The 18,609-nt window shown below is 72.7% G+C and carries 17 protein-coding genes; 12 read left to right on the top strand and 5 right to left on the bottom strand.

From position 1 onward, the window contains the following. Window positions 1–13: 13 nt before the first annotated feature. Window positions 14–1,831 carry a long-chain fatty acid--CoA ligase gene (locus ACIBTX_RS21835; protein WP_357170662.1) on the bottom strand — a complete coding sequence of 606 codons (1,818 nt, stop codon included), beginning with the start codon at window positions 1,829–1,831 and terminating at the stop codon, window positions 14–16. Window positions 1,832–1,986: 155 nt separating this feature from the next. On the opposite strand from ACIBTX_RS21835, the gene ACIBTX_RS21830 reads away from it, so the two are divergent. The 6 genes from ACIBTX_RS21830 to ACIBTX_RS21805 all read left to right on the top strand — a co-directional run bounded on the left by ACIBTX_RS21830 (window position 1,987) and on the right by ACIBTX_RS21805 (window position 7,286). Continuing rightward, window positions 1,987–2,442, top strand: a complete 456-nt coding sequence (locus tag ACIBTX_RS21830; protein ID WP_355049405.1) for an SRPBCC family protein — start codon at window positions 1,987–1,989, stop codon at window positions 2,440–2,442. A 31-nt stretch (window positions 2,443–2,473) separates the two neighbouring features. Further along, window positions 2,474–3,166 carry a hypothetical protein gene (locus ACIBTX_RS21825; RefSeq protein ID WP_357126786.1) on the top strand — a complete coding sequence of 231 codons (693 nt, stop codon included), beginning with the start codon at window positions 2,474–2,476 and terminating at the stop codon, window positions 3,164–3,166. Window positions 3,167–3,245: 79 nt separating this feature from the next. Continuing rightward, window positions 3,246–4,193, top strand: coding sequence for an ROK family glucokinase (locus ACIBTX_RS21820; RefSeq protein ID WP_357126789.1), 948 nt, complete (start codon window positions 3,246–3,248; stop codon window positions 4,191–4,193). Between the two features lie 13 nt (window positions 4,194–4,206). Beyond that, on the top strand, window positions 4,207–4,899 hold the full coding sequence (locus tag ACIBTX_RS21815; RefSeq protein ID WP_396832907.1) for an endonuclease/exonuclease/phosphatase family protein: 693 nt from the start codon (window positions 4,207–4,209) through the stop codon (window positions 4,897–4,899). Window positions 4,900–5,014: 115 nt separating this feature from the next. Then, on the top strand, window positions 5,015–6,421 hold the full coding sequence (locus ACIBTX_RS21810; RefSeq protein WP_357126795.1) for an NAD(P)-binding domain-containing protein: 1,407 nt from the start codon (window positions 5,015–5,017) through the stop codon (window positions 6,419–6,421). 70 nt (window positions 6,422–6,491) lie between these two features. Beyond that, on the top strand, window positions 6,492–7,286 hold the full coding sequence (locus ACIBTX_RS21805; protein WP_357127310.1) for an alpha/beta fold hydrolase: 795 nt from the start codon (window positions 6,492–6,494) through the stop codon (window positions 7,284–7,286). Between the two features lie 13 nt (window positions 7,287–7,299). Here the strand turns inward: ACIBTX_RS21805 and ACIBTX_RS21800 are convergent, their stop codons facing one another. Next, window positions 7,300–8,772 (bottom strand): trehalose-6-phosphate synthase, encoded by a 1,473-nt coding sequence (locus ACIBTX_RS21800; protein ID WP_396832906.1) that lies wholly within the window; start codon window positions 8,770–8,772, stop codon window positions 7,300–7,302. A 211-nt stretch (window positions 8,773–8,983) separates the two neighbouring features. Continuing rightward, window positions 8,984–9,844, bottom strand: a complete 861-nt coding sequence (locus tag ACIBTX_RS21795) for a DUF308 domain-containing protein (RefSeq protein ID WP_357126801.1) — start codon at window positions 9,842–9,844, stop codon at window positions 8,984–8,986. 278 nt (window positions 9,845–10,122) lie between these two features. On the opposite strand from ACIBTX_RS21795, the gene ACIBTX_RS21790 reads away from it, so the two are divergent. Together ACIBTX_RS21790 and ACIBTX_RS21785 are read left to right on the top strand one after the other, a co-directional pair. After that, on the top strand, window positions 10,123–10,431 hold the full coding sequence (locus ACIBTX_RS21790; protein ID WP_357126804.1) for a hypothetical protein: 309 nt from the start codon (window positions 10,123–10,125) through the stop codon (window positions 10,429–10,431). A 156-nt stretch (window positions 10,432–10,587) separates the two neighbouring features. Continuing rightward, a complete protein-coding gene (locus tag ACIBTX_RS21785; protein ID WP_357127312.1) occupies window positions 10,588–11,268 on the top strand; it encodes a lysophospholipid acyltransferase family protein in 681 nt (226 codons plus the stop codon). 3 nt (window positions 11,269–11,271) lie between these two features. Here ACIBTX_RS21785 and ACIBTX_RS21780 read toward each other — a convergent pair whose 3' ends face one another. Beyond that, window positions 11,272–14,814, bottom strand: coding sequence for an adenylate/guanylate cyclase domain-containing protein (locus ACIBTX_RS21780; RefSeq protein WP_357126807.1), 3,543 nt, complete (start codon window positions 14,812–14,814; stop codon window positions 11,272–11,274). A 148-nt stretch (window positions 14,815–14,962) separates the two neighbouring features. Here ACIBTX_RS21780 and ACIBTX_RS21775 point away from each other — a divergent pair, with 148 nt between their 5' ends. Then, the gene (locus ACIBTX_RS21775) at window positions 14,963–15,160 is read left to right on the top strand and encodes a hypothetical protein (RefSeq protein WP_357126810.1); all 198 of its coding nucleotides are present in this window, start codon (window positions 14,963–14,965) and stop codon (window positions 15,158–15,160) included. A 96-nt stretch (window positions 15,161–15,256) separates the two neighbouring features. Here ACIBTX_RS21775 and ACIBTX_RS21770 read toward each other — a convergent pair whose 3' ends face one another. Then, window positions 15,257–15,949 (bottom strand): Crp/Fnr family transcriptional regulator, encoded by a 693-nt coding sequence (locus ACIBTX_RS21770; RefSeq protein WP_007463121.1) that lies wholly within the window; start codon window positions 15,947–15,949, stop codon window positions 15,257–15,259. Between the two features lie 304 nt (window positions 15,950–16,253). On the opposite strand from ACIBTX_RS21770, the gene ACIBTX_RS21765 reads away from it, so the two are divergent. The 3 genes from ACIBTX_RS21765 (at window position 16,254) to ACIBTX_RS21755 (ending at window position 18,519) form a co-directional block, all read left to right on the top strand. Continuing rightward, window positions 16,254–16,751, top strand: a complete 498-nt coding sequence (locus ACIBTX_RS21765; RefSeq protein WP_357127315.1) for a polyadenylate-specific 3'-exoribonuclease AS — start codon at window positions 16,254–16,256, stop codon at window positions 16,749–16,751. Window positions 16,752–16,828: 77 nt separating this feature from the next. After that, on the top strand, window positions 16,829–17,332 hold the full coding sequence (locus ACIBTX_RS21760; RefSeq protein ID WP_357126814.1) for a pyridoxamine 5'-phosphate oxidase family protein: 504 nt from the start codon (window positions 16,829–16,831) through the stop codon (window positions 17,330–17,332). A 158-nt stretch (window positions 17,333–17,490) separates the two neighbouring features. Next, window positions 17,491–18,519 (top strand): 6-phosphofructokinase, encoded by a 1,029-nt coding sequence (locus tag ACIBTX_RS21755; protein WP_357127318.1) that lies wholly within the window; start codon window positions 17,491–17,493, stop codon window positions 18,517–18,519. The last annotated feature ends 90 nt before the right edge of the window (window positions 18,520–18,609 follow it).

Below are 18,609 nucleotides of genomic sequence, written 5' to 3'. Positions count from 1 at the left end.
TGACGGATCGTAGTCAGCCGCGGTAGATGTCGGCGATCTCCGCCGCGTACGTCTTGTGGACGACCTGGCGTTTGACCTTGAGCGACGGGGTCAGCTCGCCGGTGACCTCGGTGAAGTCGCGGGGCAGGATCCGGAAGACCTTGATCGCCTCGGCCTTCGACACGGCCTGGTTCGCGGCGTCGATGGCGGACTGCACCTCGGCGCGCAGGCCCTCGTGCTCGCGCAGCGTCTCGACCGAGGTCTCCGGTGGGAGCCCGGCGTTCGCCAGGAAGGTCGGCAGCGCCTCCTCGTCGATGGTGACCAGCGCCGCGATGAACGGCTTCGCGTCTCCGACGACGACGCACTGACTGATCAACGGGTGCGCCCGGACCTGGTCCTCCAGCACCGCCGGGGCGACGTTCTTGCCGCCGGCGGTCACGATCAGCTCCTTCTTGCGGCCGGTGATGCTCAGGTAGCCGTCGGCGTCGAGCTGGCCCAGGTCACCGGTGCGGAACCAGCCGTCGGGGCTGAGCGCCTCCGTGGTCGCCGCCTCGTTGTGCCAGTAACCCTGGAAGACCAGCTCGCCGGAGATCAGGATCTCGCCGTCGTCCTCGATCCGGACGGTCACGCCGGGCAGCGGCCGGCCGACGGTCCCGATCCGGGTGCCGGTGGGCAGGTTCGCGGCGGCGGCGGGGGACGTCTCGGTCAGCCCGTACCCCTCCAGGACCGTCACGCCGACGCCGCGGAAGAAGTGGCCGAGCCGCGCGCCCAGGGGCGCGCCGCCGGAGATGGCGTCGCGGCACCGCCCGCCGAGCGCGGCGCGCAGCTTGCGGTAGACGAGCCGGTCGAAGACCGCGTGCTGCGCGCGCAGCGCCAGGCCCGGCCCGCGCGAGGTCTCCAGCGCCTCGCTGTACGAGATGGCGACCTGCTCGGCGCGGGCGAAGACGCCGCCCTTGCCGTCGGCCTCGGCCTTCTGCTTGGCCGCGTTGTAGACCTTCTCGAACACCCGGGGTACGGACAGCACGAAGGTCGGCCGGAACTCCTGCAACTCGCCGACCAGGTTCTTGGTGTCCGCGCAGTGGGCGAGGGTGGCCCGTGCCTGCACCACGCCGATCTGGATGAGCCGGGCGAACGCGTGCGCCAGCGGCAGGAAGAGCAGGGTGCTCGCGCCAGCGTTGAACAGGTTCGGCAGCACGGGCACCGCGTTGGCGATGTCGGCGTACATGTTGCGGTGGGTCAGCACGCAGCCCTTGGGGCGGCCGGTGGTGCCGCTGGTGTAGATGATGGTGGCCAGGTCGTCGGCGCGGACCGCCTTGCGCCGCTGCTCCACCTGGGCCAGCTCGACCGTCGCGCCGACGGCGACCAGCTCGTCGACCGCGCCCCGGTCGATCTGCCAGACGTTCGTCAGCTCGGGGAGGCGGTCGCGGACACCGGCGATCAGCTCGGCGTGGGCGCCCGTTTCGACAAGCGCGGCGACCGCGCCGGAGTCGGCGATGATCCAGGCGGCCTGCTCGGCGCTGGAGGTCTCGTAGATCGGTACGGTGACCCCGCCGGCCGCCCAGATGGCGTAGTCGAGCAGGGTCCACTCGTAGCGCGTCCGGCTCATCAGGGCGACCCGCGCGCCCGGCTGGACGCCGGCGGCGATCAGCCCCCGGGCGACGGCCGCCACCTCGTCGCGGAACTGCAGGCAGGTCACTTCGGCCCAGGTGGTGGTGTCGCCGCCGTCGGCGGAGCGGGTGGCGCGGGCGAACTGCACGGTGTCCGGCGCGATCTCGGCGTTGTCCCAGACCGGATCGGTGAGGTTGGCCGCCTCGCCAACGGTGACGATCGGTGGAACGGAGAACTCGCGCACTTGCACTCCTTCGTGCTCGCACTGGCCTGGGCCGGACTCTGCCCGAGAGCATCGGCTCTGTCGAAACCTACCCGGCGGGCGGTTCGGGTGGGGTAGGCAGGGCGCGGCGGGGGCGGCGGGGGGTGTGGGCGGCGTCAGCCGGGTAGCCTCCCCCCATGGCGGACTCCTCCACCCAGTCGATCATCATCGGCGCGTCACCCGACCGGGTGGCGACGGTCATCTGCGACTTCCCGAGTTACCCCGAGTGGACCGAGGCGGTCCGCCGTGCCGAGGTGATCGAGGAGTACGAGGACGGCTACGCCAGCCAGGTGCGGTTCACCATCGACGCCGGGGTGATGGCCGACGAGTACGTGCTCGCCTACGAGTACGCCGAGGACCTGTCCCGCGTCGAGTGGCATCTGGTCGCCCCCTCGAAGATGCAGAAGAGCCAGCGTGGCTCGTACGACCTGGTGGGCAACCCGGACGGGACCACCACGGTGACGTACACGCTGGAGGTCGAGCTGTCCGTGGGGATGCTCGGCATGTTTCGGCGCAAGGCCGAGAAAATGATCATGGATACGGCGTTGAAGCAGCTCAAGCGCCGGGTAGAAGCACCCGGTGTGGCGCAGTGACGCGTCCGGCAGTGGGGTAGAGGAGCCGAGGGTGGGCGGAACGGACCCGGGTTCGGCCCGGGAAGAGGCGGAGCGTCTGGTGGCGGCCCTGCTCGCGGGGGCGCGGCTGGCCTCCAGCGGGTCGACGGGCGGCGCGTTCGGCCCGTTGGGCGGGATGTTGGCCGGTGTCCTCGGTCACAGTGCCGCTCCGGGCGGCGGCGATCGCGCCCGTGGTGGTTTCGCCACCGGTTCGGCCGAATGCTGCGTCTGCCCGGTCTGTCGTGGCATCGCCGCGTTGCGCGATCCGAGTCCGGAATTCGCCGAACGCCTCGCCACCGGCGCGGGCGACCTCGCCGCCGGCGTGGCCAGCCTGCTCCGCGCGTTCGCGCCGCCGGAGCCGTCCCCGACGACCGGGCCGGAGTGGGCCGCGTCGTCGCAGGCGGCGGCCGGTGCGGGCGGCGACGGCGAGCCGGCGCGGCCGGCCTCGACCGCGCGGTCGGCCGAGGCCTTCGACGAGCACGTGTGGCGCGATGCCACCCGCACCGGGCATGATTCCCAACCGGCGCCGGAGCGGGATGTCTGGTCGGTCGCCACCCGGTCGGCGGACACACCCGCCCCGGCCACCGCGGCACCCGTCGACGACGCCGGGGCGGTGGCCGCGCCGGTGCCGACCAGCCGACCCGTGGTGCCCGCTTCGCGGGCGTCCGACGACACCGGCGCGGACGCGCCGGGCGGCGGCGCCTGAGCGCGGGACATCGCGATCCGGACCGGCGTGCCCCGCGGCGCGCGCGAGCCGGACAGCACAGCAGAGGGGAGCGGCGGCGGTGACGCTGACCATCGGAGTCGACGTGGGTGGCACGAAGGTGGCCGGCGGTGTCGTGGACGACACCGGCACGGTCCTCGTGCAGAGCCGACGGGACACCCCCGCCGACGACGTCGCCAAGACCCGCGACGTCATCATCGAGCTGGTCGACGAGCTGGCCGCCGGGCGAACGATCGAGGCGGTCGGCGTCGGCGCGGCCGGCTGGATCGACGCCACCCGCTCGACCGTGCTCTTCGCCCCCAACCTGGCCTGGCGCGACGAGCCGCTGCGCGAGTACGTGAGCGCCGCCGTCGGCCTGCCGGTGATCGTGGAGAACGACGCCAACGTGGCCGCGTGGGCCGAGTTCCGCTACGGCGCGGCCCGCGCCGCCGACGACTCAATGATCATGTTCACGATCGGCACCGGCGTCGGCGGCGGCATCGTCCTCGGCGGCGAGCTGATGCGCGGCGCGCACGGCATCGCCGCGGAGCTGGGCCACATGCTGGCCGTGCCGGACGGGCACCAGTGCGGCTGCGGGCGGCTCGGCTGCATCGAGCAGTACGCCAGCGGCAGCGCCCTGGTCCGCTTCGCCCGTGCCGGCGCTCGACAGGAGCCGCAGCGGGCCACCGCCCTGCTGGAGCTTGCCGGCGGCGAGCCCGAGGCGATCACCGGTCACATGGTGACCGCCGCCGCGCAGGGCGGCGACCCGGTCTCCGCCGAGGCGTTCGCGCAGATCGGCCGGTGGCTGGGCACCAGCCTCGCCGACATGGCGCAGATCCTCGACCCGCAGGCCCTGGTCGTCGGCGGCGGCGTGATCGACGCCGGTGACCTGCTGCTCGGCCCGACGCGTCGCTCGTACCTCGACGCGCTGGCCCAGCGGGGACGCCTGCCGGTGGCCGAGGTCCTCCCCGCCGAGCTGGGCAACAGCGCCGGGGTGATCGGCGCGGCCGACCTGGCCCGCCGGATCTGAGGGCGGCCAGGAGATGGGCGTACCGCTGCGCGTGGTGTCGTACAACATCCACAGCCAGCGCGACGACACCGCCGCGCTGGCGGCGGTCGTCCGGGCCGCGAAGCCGGACGTCGTGATCGTGCAGGAGGGTCCGCGCCGGTTCCGGTGGCGGCAGAAGTCGGCCACGCTGGCCGAGTCGTTCGGCCTGGTGGTGGCCGCCGGAGGGCTGCCCGCCCTGGGCAACCTGCTGCTGACCAGCCTGCGGGTGCAGGTGCGCGGCGCCCGGTGCCAGCGGTTCCCGCTGACCCCGGGCCGGCACCTGCGCGGCGCGGCGTACGCCGACTGCCGGGTCGGCGACGCCCGCTTCACCCTCGCCGGCTCGCACCTGTCCACCGACCCGGCGGAGCGGCCCGCGCAGGCCGCCGAGTTCCGACGCGGCCTGGACGCCGCGAATGCTCCGGTGGTGGCGGGCGCCGACCTGAACGAGGGCCCGGACGGGCCGGCCTGGGCGATGGTGGCGCGCGGCCTGACCGACGCGGCGGTCGCGGCCGACCGCGCGGAACGGCTCACCTACTCGTGCGCCGACCCGCGCCGGCGCATCGACGCGCTCTTCGTCGACCCCCGGATCACCGTGGTCGACTACGACGTGGTGGACACTCCGCAGACCCGCCGGGCCAGTGACCACTTCCCGGTGCTCGTCGACCTGCTGCTGCCCGCCACGGCCTGACCCCCACCGGTCCGGACCCGCCGATCGGTCCGCGCCGGGGCTGGACATCCGGCTCCGATGTGGAGAGGATTTCGCGGCGAACCGGCACCCGTGCCGCACAAAAGGAGATGTCCCGGTGTCCACCTCCACCGACCAGGGCCGGCCCGACCCGGATGCGATCCCGTCCGCGCAGAGCCGCGACGGCCGCTCGCTCTCCGACCGGGGCGACACGGTCTGCGTCATCGGCGCCGGGGCCAGCGGCCTGACGGCCATCAAGAACCTGCGCGAGCACGGGTTCGGGGTGGACTGCTACGAACGCGAGACCGGCGTCGGCGGGGCCTGGAACTGGCGGCACGACCGCAGCCCGGTGTACGCCAGCACCCACCTGATCTCGTCGAAGCCGTTCACCCAGTTCCCCGACTTCCCGATGCCGGACTCCTGGCCGGACTACCCCCACCACGGCCAGCTCCTGTCGTACTTCGAGCGGTACGCCGACCACTTCGACCTGCGCTCGCACATCTGGTTCGGCACCGAGGTCGTCCGGGTCGAGCCCGCGCCGGGGGAGCGGTGGGACGTGACGACCCGCTCCACCGGCGGGTACGGCCCGGAGCGCACCTCCCGCTACGCCGCCGTGGTGATCGCCAACGGGCACAACTGGTCGCCGAAGCTGCCCCGCTACGAGGGCCTGGAGGAGTTCCGGGGCGAGATCATGCACGCGTCGTCCTACAAGGACCCGGCGCAGTTGCGCGGCAAGCGGGTGCTCGTGGTCGGTGCCGGCAACACCGGTTGTGACATCGCCGTCGAGGCCGCCCAGCAGGCGTCGCGCTGCTGGCACTCCACCCGGCGTGGCTACTGGTACGCCCCGAAGTACGTGCTGGGCCGACCGGCCGACCAGATCAACGACGCGCTGCTGTCACTGCGGGTGCCGCTGCGGGTCCGCCAGTGGCTCTACCACTGGACGATGCGGTTGACCGTCGGCAACCTGACCCGCTTCGGGCTGCCCAAGCCCGACCACCGGGTGTACGAGACGCACCCGATCGCCAACAGCCAGCTCGTCTACTACGTGGGCCACGGCGGGATCGGCCCGGTGCCCGACATCGCCCGGTTCCAGCCGTACGCCGTGGAGCTGGCCGACGGCCGCGAGATCGACCCCGAGCTGGTCATCTTCGCCACCGGCTACCTGCCGCGCTTCGAGTTCCTCGACGCGTCGGTGTTCGGCGACAGCGCCGGCACCGGCCGTCCCACGCTCTGGCTCAACGCCTTCACGCCGGGGCACCCCACGCTGGCCGTCGCCGGCCTGGTGCAGCCGGACTCCGGCCTGTTCACCCTGTCCCACTGGCAGACGGTGCTCTTCGCGCGGCTGCTGCTGGCCCGACGGGACCGACCCGAGCGGGCCGCCGCGTTCGCGCAGCGGGTCCGGGACCGGGCCGGGGAGCGCTACGCGGGCCAGGTCAAGGACAGCAGCCGGCACTGGTTCGAGGTCGGGCACGCCGACTACCTGCGCGCCGTCCAGCGCGCCCTGCACGACCTGGAGGGCAAGTGAGCGCGAGGAGTGAGCTCGCGAGCCCCGCAGTCGCGAACGAAAGGCTGGATCAGTGACCGAGGTGCGGATCATGCGGGGCCGGGAGTGGGCTCGTCCGGTCCGGCCGGCGCGCCGTGAGGTGCTCAGCGCCGTACCCGAGTTGGAACAGGGGCGTCCGCCGCTGCTGTTCGTACCCGGGTTCGGGCACGGGGCGTGGGCGTTCGCCGAGCACTGGCTGGGCCATGCCGCGTCGCGGGGCTTCCCGGCGTACGCGCTGAGCCTGCGGGGGCACGGCGGCAGCGAGCCGGCGCCGGAGGCGACGCTGCGCGCGTACACCCATGATGTGACCCAGGTGGCCGCGAGCCTGCCGCGCCAGGCGGTCCTGGTGGGGCACGGCGCCGGGGCGCTCGTGGTGGCCCACGCGATGGCGCGCTATCCGGCGCGCGGCGCGGTGCTGGTAGCGCCGGTCTTCGGCGGCTGGGGCGTCTTCGGTACGGCGGTGCGCCGCAACCCGGCCGGGACGCTGCCGGCGGTGTTCGGCGGACCGCTGCGGCTCAGCCGCGCGCAGCTGTTCAGCCGGGAGTTGCCCGACGAGGACGCCCGACGGTACGTGGCGCGGCTGGGCCGGGCCGGTCGGCGCGCGCAGTGGGCGCTGCTGGGCGAACCGCAGGCCGAGGCGGCCGTGGGCGAGCCCCCGGTCCTGGTGCTGGGCAGCCCGGACGACCGGGTGGTGCCGGCGGCGACGTTGACGCGGGTCGCCCGCCGGTACGGGTCGGCGCCGCTGTTGTTCCCCGGCATGGGGCACGACCTGATGCTCGACGCGCGCTGGGCCGAGCCGATCGACGCGATCCTGGACTGGTTGGAGAAGGAGCCCGCCGGCCGCTGATCACGCGGCCCGGTCAGCCGCCGGCGTGCTGGGTCGCCCGGGTCGCCGGCCGTGGCACCCGGGCGGTGCTGTCGGTGCTGGTGAGGCGGCTGACCAGCGCGCCCGTCTCGTCGAGGGCGCTCAGGTAGGAGCGGGCCCAGGCCCGGATGTCGTGCTCGTGCAGGTGGGCGCGCATCGCCCGCATGCGGGCGATGACGTCGGCGGGGTCGGCCCGCAGCGCCGTGCGCAGCGCCTGCTTGAGCCCTTCCAGGTCGTGCGGGTTCACCAGGTACGCCTGGGACAGCTCCGCGGCGGTGCCGGCGAACTCGCTGAGCAGCAACGTTCCGGTGTCGTCCACCCGGGCGGCGACGTACTCCTTGGCGACCAGGTTCATCCCGTCGCGCAGCGGGGTCACCGCCATCACGTCGGCGACCCGGTAAAGCGCCGCCAGCTCGGCCCGGTCGAAGGGCTGGGTGAGGTAGTGGATGGCGGGCTCGCCGACCCGCCCGAACTCGCCGTTGATCCGGCCCACCTCGCGCTCGATGCGTTCGCGCAGGATCTGGTACTGACCGACGCGTTCCCGGCTCGGCATGGCGACCTGGACGAGCACCGTGTCGCGGACCTTGACGTCGCCGCTGGCCAGCAGCTCGCTGTACGCCTTGAGTCGCTGTTCGATGCCCTTGGTGTAGTCCATCCGGTCCACGCTGAGGATGACCTGCCGGGGATCGCCGAGATCCTGCCGCAGGCGGCGGGCCCGGGCGGCCACGTCGGGGCGGGCGGCGAGGGCGGCCATCTCGGCCGTGTCGATCGAGACGGGGAACGCGCCGATGCGGACCACCCGGTCGTCGATCCCGATCCGACGGTCGGTGGCCGGCAGCTCCAGCACCCGGGTCACCAGCTGGGCGAAGTTGTGTGCCGCCTGCGCCCGCTGGAAGCCCACCAGGTCGGCCCCGAGCATGCCGCGCAGCAGCTCGGCGCGGCGCGGCAACTGCATGAACAGCTCCGGCGGCGGGAACGGCACGTGCAGGAAGAAGCCGATGCGCAGGTCGGGGCGGAGCGCGCGCAACAGCCCGGGTACGAGTTGCAGGTGGTAGTCCTGTATCCAGACCACGCCACCCGGCTCGGCCACCTCGGCGGTCGCCTCCGCGAACCGCTGGTTGACCCGCTGGTACGCCTCCCACCAGCGCCGGTGGTGCTCGGGTTGCTCGACGGCGTCGTGGTAGAGCGGCCAGAGGGTCGCGTTGGCGAAGCCTTCGTAGTGATCGCGCAGGTCCTCGTGGCTGAGAGCGACGGTGTGCATGTGGACGCCGTCCACGTCCGGCAGGGCGGGTGCCGGGCCGGTGCCGCCGGCCCAGCCCACCCAGATCGCCGGGGTGTGTCGCAGCAGCGGGTGTAGCGCGCTGACCAGCCCTCCGGGGCTGCGTCGCCACTCGCAGGCGCCGTCCGGGGCCTGGCTGTCGTCGATGGGGAGGCGGTTGGCCACCACCACGAGGGAACTCTGTCGCATCTCGGGCATTCCGATCAGCAGAGGACTGACCGCCACGAGCAAGGGAAAACCGGTCAGTCAGCGGGGGAAGTGACGTACAGCGGTATTCCTACTGACAGTAAGTTACACCACTGTTACGCCCCGAGTGAGGGCGGTCGTGTCCCGCGATGCGGGCCGGGTAGGGCCAGCTTCATAAGGGCGGCCGGCCAGTTTCTTGCTGATGAAACAGGCGCTAGACGACGGCGCCGTTGTCCGGGTCGTCGTCCTCCTCGTCACCGGGGCGCAGCCGCCAGATCAGCGTGACGAAGCCGGCCAGGATGCCCGTGAACCCGAACAGGGTGACCGCCGAGCGGTCGATCGGGAGCAGCGACGGGAAGAGGAAGAGCACGAACCCGACGACCACGGCGAGCGCGCCGACCACCGCGTACTTGGAGACGCGGGGCAGCGGCGGCGGCGGGGGCGGGTGGTAGGTGTCCTCGTCGTCGTCCGGCAGGTCGGCGCCGAAGGTGTCCAGACCGTCCAGCAGTGAGGGCTCATCGTCCCGGCTGTTGCGGCCGACCGAGATCCCGGAGAAGTCGGTCGCCGACGGCAGTCGACGGACGTCGGTCGCGGTGGGCCCGGCCTCGTCGACGCCGGAGCGGGCGAGCGGACCGGCCGTCGGCTCGTCCCGGGTGTCCCGGTCGTCACGTTCGTCCACGTCCTCCGCAGCCGGCCAGGGCCGCTCGTCGGTGGTCGAGGGGGTGCTGTGGAAGCCGGCCACGATCCGGGCCCACTCCGCGTCGATGTCCGGCTCGTCGCGGGCCGGGGGCTGCTCCGGGGCGCTCTCGTCGGCGAGCTGCGTCAGGTAGTCACGGGCGGTCCGCAGGTGCGAACGGTCGACGTAGAGCCGGTCGACCGGACGGGCCGGGACGGTGGTGGTACGGGTGACCGGATTGAGGTCGGCCGACGGTTGCAGGTAGGCGGCGATCCCGCCGGCGGCCAGCACGTCGAGCAGGTGCTCGCCGACGCGCGGATCGACATCGCCGACGACGGCGTACTCGCTCGCGTCGAGCCCGTTGTCCCGCCGTCCCCGGCGGGCCCCACCCGCTGACACCCGGACATCCTCCTCAACGCGCCCTGCGGCGCGGCCACCGCTGCCCCCTCGACGCCCGTGCGCACGTCGTGCTCTGAATCGTGACACGTCAGGGGCCGGTTCCGGGAGTGCGTTGTGTCGCGTCTTGGAAAGTCGGGGCTGCCGTCGCAGGTCGCGGCGGGGGTTCTTTGTCCGTTCTTGCGCGAGACGTGCGATCTCGGTGATCGTTGACGCCAGGGCGACCCGCGGTCCCGAACACCGCCCTGCGACCTGCCACCGACCGGGAACGAGAGGCGCACGTGGCTACTGACGACCACGAGGAGCTGAACATCCCGCCGCACCTTCAGACCTTCGCGCAGCGTCATCACCTTGACTACCGGCAGACGCCGCCCGGGATCGCGCTCTACCTGGGCCTGGGTTCGGCCCTGCTGGGGTTGCTGTTCAGCACCGCCCCGAAGGTCACCGGCGACCGGGCCCTCGGCTATCTGATGCTGGGCAGCGGTGTCGTGCTCCTCGTCGTCTCGCGGGTGCTGCACCGGCGCACGCGACGTCGGGAGGAGCAGCTGTACCAGGAGTTCCTGCAGTGGAAGACGGAGCGCGGCGAGTAGAGGTCGACATGGATCCGGCCTTGGAGACCGTCGTGGGGGAGCGCGTCCGCCGCGTCGTGGTGGTGAGCGTCCGTCCGTTGTGGTGAGAGCGCTCGCTTCGTAGGCTCCACGGGGATGACGGCCAGCGCTGTCGCGCCCCCCTCGGAAAGGACGCCGGTGCTCTACTGGCTGTTGAAGCACGTGATCCTCGGTCCGCTGCTCAAGTTGATCTTCCGCCCGCGGGTGGAGGGGCTGCGCCACGTGCCGGCGACCGGCCCGGTGATCCTGGCCAGCAATCACCTCTCCTTCTTCGACTCGATCTTCATCCCGTTGATCGTCTCGCGGAGGGTCACCTTCGTGGCCAAGGCCGAGTACTTCACCGGCAAGGGGATCAAGGGCTGGTTGACGAAGATGTTCTTCGTCGGCACCGGCACCATCCCGGTGGACCGCTCCGGCGGCCAAGCCGCCCGCGCCGCGCTGGACACCCAGTTGCGGGTGCTGCGCGCCCAGGGAGTGGCCGGCATCTACCCCGAGGGCACCCGCTCCCCGGACGGGCGGCTCTATCGGGGAAAGACCGGGGTGGCCCGGCTGGCCCTGGAGAGCGGCGCGGTGGTGGTCCCGGTGGCGATGCTCAACGCCGACGAGCTCCAGCCGCCCGGCCGGTTGCTGCCCCGGATCGGCCAGGTGCGGGTCCGCTTCGGCGCGCCCCTGGACTTCTCCCGCTACGCGGGCCTGGCCGGCGACCGGTTCGTCGAGCGCGCGGTCACCGACGAGATCATGTACGAGGTGATGGAGCTCTCCGGCCGCGAGTACGTCGACATCTACGCGCAGAAGCTCAAGACGCCGGTGGCCGCCTGACTCTCAGCAGGCGACCGCCGGTCCGGTCGGGCTGATCGGCCGGCCGGTCAGCGCCAGCAGGCCCGGCGCGTCGTTGCGTAGGGCGAAGGTGCGCACCTCGGCGCGGGGCGCCCGCGCGCCGGCCGGGTCACCCGCCCGGGTCAGCTCCGCGGCCGCCAGCGCCAGCGCCAGCACCCGGTCGCTCGCGTCCGGGATCCGCCCGTACGTCTCGGCGGCGGCCAGGTGCAGCTCGGCCGCGCGCCGGTGGTCGCCGTCGGCCGCCGCCACCGCCGCCGTCACCGTCCGCAACGCCGCCTCCGACCACGGCGTCCGATGTCCGACCCGGTCCAGCATCGCCCGGACCCGCACCGCGGCGTCCCGGCCGGCCAGGGCGCCGGCGTACGCGGCCGCGGCGATCCACTCCCCGCTGGCCAGCGCCGGCACCGCCGACCAGGACCGTTCCAGCTCGTCGATCAGCTCCGCAGCCTCGGCGTGGCGCTCCTGCAACGCCCGACACAGCGCGGCCATGCCCAGCATCGTCCAGCGCAGCCGGTGGAAGCCGCTGCGCCGGGCGGTGGCCAGCGCCTGCCCCAGGTCGGCCGGGTCCTCGTCGTCGCGCAGCACGAGCAGGCAGCACCGCAGCCCCCGCACCTGCATGTCCCAGCTACCGGTCGGCGTGTCCACGAACGCCTCCGCCGCGGCCAGCAGCCGGCCGAAGTCACCCTCGAACCAGGCCCGCATCGCCTCGGCCGAATAGCTGGTGGTCAGCGTCTGCCCGCTGGCCGTACGCGCCGGAGCGGCCGAGAGCAGGGCGTTCGAGCGCAGCCAGTCGCCCTCCTCGCGGATGGCCCAGGCCAGGTTCTGGGTGGCCCGGGGCAGCGCGAGCAGCTGACCGGCCCGGCTGAACTCGACGATGGCGTGCAACTCGTCCAGGCCGATCCGGTCGCCGGCCTGGTAGCGGGCGGTGGCCGCGGTGATCCGCGCGTTGGTCCGCGCCTCGGTCAGGCCCAGCCGCTCCGCGATCTCCGCCGCGGTGTCCGCCGCGGACACCGCCGGGTCGCGCTCGTAGTTGAGCATGTGCAGGCGGCCCAGCTCGGCGTACGCGTCGGCCTTCTGCGGGCTGTCCGGTAGCTGTTCGAACAGTTGGACCGCGCGATCCAGGCAGGCCAACGCCTCACCCCGGTCGGCGCGCAGCCACGCCGCCTGGCCGAGCAGCGTCCACGCCCGCGCGGCGCACGCGTCGTCACCGTGCGCCGCCAGCCGGTCGGCCAGCGCGTGCACCTGCTCCGGCCCGCCGCCGGAGAGGAACGCGTTGCCGTCCCGGTAGAACGAGATCTCCGTGCTCAGCAGCTCCAGTTGCAGCCGGCCCACCGGGTCGCTGTCGTCGGCCAGGCCGAGCGCCCGGCCGGCGTGGCTCGCCGCCGCCTCCAGCCCGTGCAGGGCGTACGCCCGGCGGGCCGCCCGGTGCAGCGCCTGTCGCGCGGGCCCCGCGTACCGCTGCATCTGCATGCCGAGGGACCGCGCGATCTCGTGGGCCGCCCAGCGGTGGTGGGCGAGGACCTCGGCCAGGTCGGTGTCGCGGCTCTGCGACAGCGCGTCGAGCCAGTCCGCGGCCCGCTCGTGCCGTGCCACCCGCTCGGTTCGGGGCAGCCGCTGGTAGCAGACGTCGCGTACCAGCACGTGCCGGAACCGGAACTCGGCCTGCCCGGCCATTGTCGACGCGGCCTGCTCGTGCACGAAGTCGCGCTGTTCGAGGCGGCGCAACGCGCGCTCGACCGACTCGACCGGCTGCCCCAGCGCGGCGGCCACCGCGCCCGGCCAGAACTGCACCCCGACCACCGAGGCGGCGAGCAGCACCGCCCGGTCCTTGGCGTCCAGCAGGTCCACCCGGTTGGCGATGACCGAGTGCACGCTCTCCGGCATGGTCAGTTCGAGCTGCTTGTCCAGCGACCAGCCCCGCCCCGACTGGCGCAGCGCGCCCTGCTCGATCAGCATCCGGACGTACTCGTGCGCGTAGAGGGGGTTGCCGCCGGCCACCTCGATGAGCGGCGTCAGCATCTCGGCGGAGAACGCCGCCTGGCCGAAGAGGTGCGCGTACAGGGCGGCGATGCCGGTGTCGCGCAGCGGCGGCAGGGTGATGGTCACCGAACCCGTGATCGTCCCGGCCCAGCTCGGGTCCCGGTCGACCAGCTCCGGACGGGCGGTGCACAGCAGCAGGAGGGGCACCTCACGAGCCGCCGCCCCGAGCAGTTCCACGAAGCGCAGCATCGCGTCGTCGGCCCAGTGCAGGTCCTCGAAGACCAGCACGGTGGGGCGGCGGGCCGCCAACGCCAGCAGGAACCGCCGCCACGCCGACTCCGCCTCCTCCGCCGGCAGCGGCGTGCCGGGCAGTCCGACCAGCGGACGCAGCGCGTCGACGACCCGGTCGCGCTCACCCGGCCCGATCAGCTCCCCGACCGCGGTGCCCAGCCGCTGGGCCGCGCTGGCGGCCGGGTCGGTGTCCAGGATGCCGGCCTCGGACTTGACGATGTCGGCGAGCGCGGCGAACGTGACGTTCTCGCCGAACGGCGGGCAGCGTCCCGTCCGCCACGTCAGCGGCTCGTCCACCAGCCGGCCGGTGTGCCGGTACAGCTCGCGCAGCAGCCGGCTCTTGCCGATTCCGGCCCGGCCGAAGATCGTCACCACCTGGGGCAGCCGGTCGCGCAGCGACCGGTGCAGGGCGTTGACCAGCATCCCCAGCTCGTGCTCGCGGTCCACCAGGGGCGTGGTGTCCGGCTCCCGGTCGGTGGGCTGACGGCGCAGCGGGGACAGGGCGAGCCACACCTCGGTGGGTGAGGAGCGCCCGCGCAGGGTGACCGGGGGCTGCTCCTCGTAGCGGATCGCGTCCTTGGTCAGGGCGTGCGTGGTGCCGCAGACCAGCACCCCGCCGGGCGGCGCGACCGACTGCATCCGCGAGGCGGTGTTCACCACGTCACCGGCCACGATGGCCTGCCCACCGTCGCGGGCGGCGGCCACGTCGACGAGGGCCTCACCGGTGGCCACCCCCACCCGGAAGCGCATCTCGGTGCTGCCCGTCGGCGCGAACCGGGTGAGCACCCGTTGCAGCTCCAGCCCCGCCCGTACGCAGCGCAGCGCGTCGGTCTCGGTGGCGATCGGCGCGCCGAAGAGCGCCATCACGGCGTCACCGATGTACTTCTCCACCACCCCGCCGTACTGGCCGACCACCCGGCGGGCCGCCGAGAAGAAGCCCGTCTGCATGCCGCGGACCTGCTCCGGATCGGCGCGCTCGACGTACGGGGTGAAGTCGATGAGGTCGACGAAGAGCACGCTCACCCGCCGGCGGTCCTCCTGCGGGGTGACCGTGGCGGTCCGGTCGGTGCCCGGCCGGGGCGACCCGCACGAGGTGCAGAACGCGACGTCCGAGGCGAGCGGACGAAGGCAGTGCGGGCAGACAGCACCCAGCTCGGCGCCGCAGCCACCGCAGAAGCGGTCACCGTCGGCGGCCGTGCGTCCACAGCGCCCACACTGCGCGGCGATGACACACCCTCCACTGGCGATACCGGCCACGCCCCCAGCGCCGCCGCCCGCAAGGAGTATCGCTGCCGAAAGGGCTGTCGGGTACCGGCCTGTTGGTTTGTGGACAGTCCACCAACGGCTTGAGCGACTACATTCAGTCCGCCACATCTTCGATCAGCGACCAGAGGGGGACAGGTCAATGGTGTACGTAAAGCTGGAGAGTGACTGGACCGACGGCAAGGGCGTCAGTCACTCGGCGGGCGAGTCCGTGGACGTCGACGCCGCCACGCTCGCCACGCTGCAGGCCGAGGGGATCGTCAGCGAGCAGTCCACCGGCTCGGGCGGCGACAGCAAGGGCCCGAACAAGTGGGCCGGCCCGGGCAGCCCCGGAGTCTGAACCGCCCTTCGGTGACACAGCGCAACGGCCGGGCCGCCCACGGGCGGCCCGGCCGTTGCGGATGTACGACCCCGCGTTCGGGGGCGGTGGGGCAGCTCAGCGGTCGTTCATGCCCGCCCGGCGGCGCAGCGCGGCGACGTCGGTGACGACGATCCGGCGCCCCTCGGTCCGCAGCCAGCCGCGGCTGGCGAAGGAACCGATGGCCTGGTTGACGCTCTGCCGGGAACCGCCGGCCATCTCGGCCAACTGGCTCTGGTTCAACTCGATGGTGATCATCGGGGCCTGGCTCTCGCCGGCCAACCGGACCAGTGTCTTGGCGACCCGACCCGGCAGGTCGAGGAAGACGTGGTCGGCGTTCTGCTCGGTGAGTCGGCGGATCAACCCGCCCAGCGACCGCATCACCGCGTCCAGGATGCGTGGGTTGGAGTGCACCAGCTCCATGAACGCGCCCCGGGAGAGCGCGAGCGCCGCGCAGTCCTCGATGGCCTCGGCCGACGCGGAGCGCGTGGAGGCGTCCAGCAGGGAGACCTCGCCCAGCACGTCCGGCGGACGGATCACCGACAGCACCGCCCGCTCGCCGGTCGGCGCGGTGCGGAACACGGCGACCGCGCCCCGGCGCAGCACGATGAGCGACTCGCCCGGGTCGTTCTCGACGAACAGCAGCTGACCCTTGCGGTAGGTGCGCGGAACGGCGGCCGCGATGACCCGCTGCCGCACCTCGGGCTCCAGGCCAGCGAACATCTCGACACCCGTGAGCGCGTCACCCGGCTCCGGCAGGCGCATCTCCACGGCCCAACCCCTCCCCGGTCATGGACCACACAATCGCTCACCGGGTGAACCTGATGGCCCTGACGAGGTGAACTGACACCGGTTCGGCATCCGGTAGCGGTACACATCAGATCATGACGGTCCGGTCGCTTGCTGTACACCCCTCGAAGCACTTCCGTGACCGTCGCGAGCTGCGGCGTACCCCCTGGGGCGTCGCCGGAGCGGCGTCGGCGGCCCGGGTCGCGGCCGGCCCACGGCGGGCCGGCCGGGCTCGGACCCGGCCCCGCCGCGCGCCGACGGACGGCGGTGGGTGAGGATGTCCGGAATGGTCTACCGCTACTTCTACGACTGCGAGTTCATCGAGGACGGCCGGATCGTCGACCTCGTCTCGATCGGTGTCGTCGACGAGAACGGCCGCGAGTTCTACGCGGTCTCCACCGAGTTCGACGACTCCCGAGCCGTGCCCTGGGTCCGACGTAACGTGCTGGACCGGCTGCCGTCGCCGGCCGACCGGGCCTGGCGCTCGCGGGAGCGCATCCGCGACGACCTGTACGACTTCCTCATGGAGCCCGTCCGGGACCGGCCGGCCGAGCAGTTGGAGCTGTGGGCCTGGTACGCGGCGTACGACCATGTGGTCCTCGCCCAGCTCTGGGGTGCGATGCCGGCGCTGCCCCGGGAGATTCCCCGGTTCACGAAGGATCTGCGGCAGCTCTGGGACGACCGGGGCCGGCCGGCCCTGCCGGACGCGGACGCGGCCCGGCACGACGCCCTGGTCGACGCCCGGCACAACCTGGCCCGTTGGCGGGCGATGACGGCGCGCTGAGCGATGGTCATACGTCTGTAGGTTTGACCGGTTCTGTCCCGGGCAACGGTTCGTCAGCCGAGCCGAGGGAGATTGCCATGAGCAACGATCCGACCAGCGTCGCCGACGCCCGGGCGCGGGTCACCGAACTGATCCGCGCCGCACGGATCTGCATGCTCACCACCATCGCGCTGGACGGGCGGCAGGTGAGCCGGCCGATGGGGCTGCAGGAGGCCGAGTTCGACGGGGACCTCTGGTTCTTCGCCTACACCGACTCGGCCAAACTGCGCCAGATCCGGGTGAATCCGGAGGTCAACGTCGCCTTCTCCGACCAGAGGCACAACTCCTGGGTCTCGGTCTCGGGGACGGCCAGTGAGAGTTCCGACACCGAGCGCGCGAAGCGGCTCTGGAACCCGCTGCTCAAGACCTGGTTCCCGGACGGGCTGGACACTCCCGGCCTGACCCTGATCAAGGTGCACGCCAGCTCCGCCGAGTACTGGGACTCGCCGAGCAGCACCGTGGTCAACCTCCTCGGCTTCGCCAAGGCCGCCGTCACCGGCCGTCCGCCGTCACCCGGCGAGAACCGTGAGGTGACCTACTGAGCCGCCGCCCCCGGGGCGCGCTGTCGTCGCGCGCGCAGGCCGACTACAGTGCGCAGTGACGGCCCGCCCCGGGCCGGCAACGGCGCCGATGGTCTGACCTGACACATACCCTGGGGCATATCGGGCTTTACCTGATGCTCCAGGAGGATGAGCGGATCATGCGTATCGGCGTGCTCACCGGCGGCGGCGACTGCCCGGGTCTCAACGCGGTCATCCGGGCGGTGGTCCGCAAGGGCGTCGCCACTTACAGTCACGAGTTCGTGGGCTTCCGGGACGGCTGGAAGGGCCCGCTGGAGGGTCTGTCCCGCCCGCTGGGCATCGCCGACGTGCGCGGCATCCTGCCCCGAGGCGGCACCATCCTCGGCTCGTCCCGGACCAACCCGTTCAAGATCGAGAACGGCGTCGAGCGGATCAAGGACAACCTCGCCGAGCAGGGCGTGGACGCGCTGATCGCGATCGGCGGCGAGGACACCCTCGGCGTGGCCACCAAGCTGCACGAGCTGGGCGTGAACGTCATCGGCGTGCCGAAGACGATCGACAACGACCTCGGCGCCACCGACTACACCTTCGGCTTCGACACCGCGGTCAACATCGCGATGGAGGCCATCGACCGCCTGCACACCACCGCGGAGAGCCACCACCGCACCCTGGTCGTCGAGGTCATGGGCCGGCACGCCGGCTGGATCGCCCTGCACGCCGGCCTGGCCGGTGGCGCCAACGTGATCCTGCTGCCCGAGCGGCAGTTCGACGTCGACCAGGTGGCCGGCTACGTCGAGAAGCGCTTCCAGCACCAGTACGCCCCGATCGTCGTGGTCGCCGAGGGCGCCCAGCCGCTCGACGGCCAGATGGTGCTCGCCAACCAGGAGCTCGACTCGTTCGGCCACGTCCGCCTCGGCGGCATCGGCCAGTGGCTCGCCGAGCAGCTGGAGGCCAAGACCGGCAAGGAGGCCCGCACCGTGGTGCTGGGTCACATCCAGCGCGGTGGCACCCCGACCGCCTTCGACCGGGTCCTCGCCACCCGCCTCGGCCTGCAGGCCATCGACGCCGCCAACGACGGCGACTGGGGCAAGATGGTCGCGATGCAGAGCACCGACATCGTCCGGGTGCCCCTCGCCGAGGCCACCCGCGAGCTGAAGACCGTGCCGCTGGAGCGGTACCAGGAGGCCGAGGTCTTCTTCGGCAGCTGAGGTGTAAGGAAGGGCCCCCTCTTAACGCGTGGCGTATAGCAGGGGGCCCTTGCTAACAGTCGACCCCTAGCAGTCGACCGACGAGGAGGC

The sequence above is a fragment of the Micromonospora sp. NPDC049359 genome, from assembly GCF_044466585.1.
Classification (GTDB): domain Bacteria; phylum Actinomycetota; class Actinomycetes; order Mycobacteriales; family Micromonosporaceae; genus Micromonospora.
This window is presented reverse-complemented; position numbering and strand designations above follow the sequence as displayed.

Bases quoted from the DNA above. Each gene is read 5' to 3' on its own strand.
- ACIBTX_RS21755 (WP_357127318.1), top strand. From the start codon at position 17,491: ATGCGTATCGGCGTGCTCACCGGCGGCGGCGACTGCCCGGGTCTCAAC.
- ACIBTX_RS21765 (WP_357127315.1), top strand. From the start codon at position 16,254: ATGGTCTACCGCTACTTCTACGACTGCGAGTTCATCGAGGACGGCCGG.
- ACIBTX_RS21775 (WP_357126810.1), top strand. From the start codon at position 14,963: ATGGTGTACGTAAAGCTGGAGAGTGACTGGACCGACGGCAAGGGCGTC.
- ACIBTX_RS21760 (WP_357126814.1), top strand. From the start codon at position 16,829: ATGAGCAACGATCCGACCAGCGTCGCCGACGCCCGGGCGCGGGTCACC.
- ACIBTX_RS21805 (WP_357127310.1), top strand. From the start codon at position 6,492: ATGCGGGGCCGGGAGTGGGCTCGTCCGGTCCGGCCGGCGCGCCGTGAG.
- ACIBTX_RS21800 (WP_396832906.1), bottom strand. From the start codon at position 8,772: ATGCGACAGAGTTCCCTCGTGGTGGTGGCCAACCGCCTCCCCATCGAC.
- ACIBTX_RS21815 (WP_396832907.1), top strand. From the start codon at position 4,207: ATGGGCGTACCGCTGCGCGTGGTGTCGTACAACATCCACAGCCAGCGC.
- ACIBTX_RS21830 (WP_355049405.1), top strand. From the start codon at position 1,987: ATGGCGGACTCCTCCACCCAGTCGATCATCATCGGCGCGTCACCCGAC.